The organism is Streptococcus infantis (genome assembly GCF_001579645.1).
Lineage (GTDB): Bacteria > Bacillota > Bacilli > Lactobacillales > Streptococcaceae > Streptococcus > Streptococcus infantis_E.
This window is the reverse complement of sequence record NZ_KQ970818.1, coordinates 95,076-97,703: the sequence shown is the minus strand read 5'-3', so window position 1 is coordinate 97,703 and position 2,628 is coordinate 95,076. Positions and strand designations below refer to the sequence as shown.

At 41.1% G+C, this 2,628-nt stretch carries 1 protein-coding gene; it reads right to left on the bottom strand.

All coding sequences use genetic code 11. The annotated features are described in order from the left end of the window. Nucleotides 1-905: 905 nt before the first annotated feature. Nucleotides 906-2,450 carry a peptide chain release factor 3 gene (locus tag SINDD18_RS00595; RefSeq protein WP_061862719.1) on the bottom strand — a complete coding sequence of 515 codons (1,545 nt, stop codon included), beginning with the start codon at nt 2,448-2,450 and terminating at the stop codon, nt 906-908. Nucleotides 2,451-2,628: the final 178 nt, after the last annotated feature.

The following is a 2,628-nucleotide window of genomic DNA, read 5'->3' as shown; positions in this document are numbered from 1 at the left end:
TCATTTTTTCTACCATCTTAAAAAATTTTTTCTGCATAAATTTTATAGAGTTTAAAAATGGATATCTATGCTGAAGCTGTTTACCGATTAGCGACCTAAAAAAAGACCTCCTAAACTCCGTCCCTCACCAGGGCGGAGTTTTAGGAATTTTGTTAACACCAGCCTACAAGAAAAGCCAAGAAGATATTTTTCTTGGCTTTTTAAAATAGATTTAAGGTTTCAAAGCAAGTACTTTTTTACTACAACACTGAGTTTTACAAATCGATTTTATTTGCCAAACGCAGTTAGTAAAGCAGTTAGCTAGTCCGCTTCCTTTCTGTTACGACGGCAAAACCCACGAATCGATACCATTCGTGGGTTTTGCCTAGTAAAGCGTTTAGATAAACTGCCCTAGCGGTTACCGTTTATTAGATTACGACACGGAGTTTGGCAAATCGATTATATTTGCCAAACGTAGTTAGTAAGGCAGTCAGCTAGACCACTCCTAAATGTTACGACACGAAGAGGCGAAAACGATTATTTTTCGTCGATGAGTTAGTAAGGCAGGTAGGTAATACACTATCTAATCCTTACGACGTAAAGTTTTACTAGTGGAGCGCCTAGCCAAGTTCCATAGAAACTTGGCGTTAGTTACTTAGATTGTTATACAACCACATAAATTTACTGAACTACGACACAGAGTTTGGCAAATCGATTTCATTTGCCAAACGCAGTTAGTAAGACAGGTAGCTAGACCACTTCCTTTCTGTTACGACGGCAAAGCGGTTACCGTTTATTAGATTACGACGCTTAGTTTTACAAATCGATTCCATTTGTAAAACTAAGTTAGTGAGGCAGTTAGGCAAGTCTTATAGGACTTGCCGTAGTCTACTTAGATTGCTTTGCAATCAAGTAGACTTACTGAATCACATCTTTTCCTCTAACTCTACATCCGGATACTTATCTGCAAACCAACGGAGGGCAAAGTCGTTTTCAAAGAGGAAAACAGGCTGGTCAAAGCGGTCTTTGGCAAGGATGTTTCGGCTTGAAGACATACGCTCATCCAGATCTTCAGGTTTGATCCAGCGAACCGTCTTTTTACCCATTGGGCTCATAACCACTTCTGCATTGTACTCATTTTCCATACGATGTTTGAAGACTTCAAACTGCAATTGACCAACGGCACCCAACATATATTCACCTGTTTGGTAGTTGGTATAAAGCTGAATAGCTCCTTCTTGCACCAATTGCTCAATTCCCTTGTGGAAAGATTTTTGTTTCATGACGTTCTTAGCAGAAACTTTCATGAAAATCTCAGGGGTAAAGGTTGGCAGTGGTTCAAACTCAAACTTATTTTTTCCAACAGTTAGTGTATCCCCAACCTGATAAGTACCGGTATCGTAAACCCCGATGATATCTCCAGCTACGGCATTAGTGACATTCTCACGACTTTCTGCCATAAACTGAGTAACATTTGACAGCTTAGCTCCCTTACCAGTACGAGGGAGATTAACACTCATACCACGCTCGAATTCACCCGATACGATACGGACAAAGGCGATACGGTCACGGTGACGAGGGTCCATGTTGGCTTGAATTTTAAAGACAAATCCTGAGAAGTCTTTGTCGTAAGGATCGACAATTTCTCCATCTGTCTTCTTGTGACCGTGTGGTTCTGGAGCAAACTTGAGGAAGGTTTCTAAGAAAGTCTGCACACCAAAATTAGTCAAGGCTGATCCAAAGAATACCGGAGTCAATTCACCCGCAAGGATGGCTTCTTCTGAGAATTTATTTCCAGCTTCTTGCAAGAGTTCGATGTCATCCTTGACTTGCTCGTAGAATGGGTTGCTAGCAAATAGTTTGTCCCCATCTTCCAGACTAGCAAAGCGTTCATCCCCTTTATAGAGTTCCAAACGTTGGTTATAGAGGTCATACAAGCCTTCAAAGGCTTTCCCCATCCCGATTGGCCAGTTCATCGGGTAGCTCGCAATACCTAGAACTTCTTCCAATTCTTGCAAGAGATCCAGTGGCTCACGACCGTCACGGTCTAACTTGTTCATAAAGGTAAAGACTGGAATCCCACGGTGTTTAACAACTTCAAACAATTTCTTGGTTTGGGCCTCAATACCCTTGGCAGAGTCTACTACCATGACCGCAGCATCCACCGCCATCAATGTACGATAGGTATCTTCTGAGAAATCCTCGTGCCCTGGAGTATCTAGGATGTTCACGCGTTTGCCATCGTAGTCAAATTGCATAACAGATGAGGTTACCGAAATCCCACGTTGTTTCTCGATATCCATCCAGTCAGACTTGGCAAAGTTTCCTGTTTTCTTTCCTTTTACAGTACCTGCCTCACGAATCTCTCCCCCAAAATAGAGCAATTGCTCTGTAATAGTCGTTTTACCCGCGTCCGGGTGAGAGATGATGGCAAAGGTACGGCGTTTTTTAATTTCTTCTTGAATGTTCATAAGTTCTCTTTCTTTCTACTTTTTAATAATTTCAATTTATAATCACTCTTTATTACATCGGACTCTAAAATTCCTTTCAACACTCCATTATATCGGATTTTAGAGAGTTTTTCAATTGCTTACACAAGAAAAAGCAGGTCAAGATACTAGACCTGCTCTTCAGATTCTTTTGTTGATT

Coding starts and splice junctions, on each gene's coding strand:
- SINDD18_RS00595 (WP_061862719.1), bottom strand. CDS start 2,450: ATGAACATTCAAGAAGAAATTAAAAAACGCCGTACCTTTGCCATCATC.